The 271-nt window shown below is 39.1% G+C and carries 1 pseudogene; it reads left to right on the top strand.

Annotated elements, in window-relative coordinates:
- Positions 1-47: 47 nt before the first annotated feature.
- A pseudogene (locus KVT27_RS24700) lies at positions 48-271 on the top strand (group II intron reverse transcriptase/maturase); the annotation flags it as partial.

Here is a 271-nt window from a genome sequence, read left to right as displayed (position 1 = left end):
ACGAACATCCTGCGAATCCACCGCCAACCTACAGTAAATTTTACAGTTTGGGTTACAGGACATTTAAAGTAGCTGATGTTTATTTGTATCCGCTAGCTAATGTAAAAACAAAGAATACGATGGGCTTTAGTCAAGGTCTTTCGCTCTTTACCAAAGAAGGCAGAGGACAAATATACAAAAAGCTTCGACCAGACTTACGTCAGGAAATATACTTGCTATCGAAAGCAAGCATCCCGAATCAGAGTGTTGAATATATGGATAATCGGATTAG

Source organism: Lysinibacillus sp. GbtcB16 (assembly GCF_019091145.1).
GTDB classification, from domain to species: domain Bacteria; phylum Bacillota; class Bacilli; order Bacillales_A; family Planococcaceae; genus Lysinibacillus; species Lysinibacillus fusiformis.
This window is presented reverse-complemented; position numbering and strand designations above follow the sequence as displayed.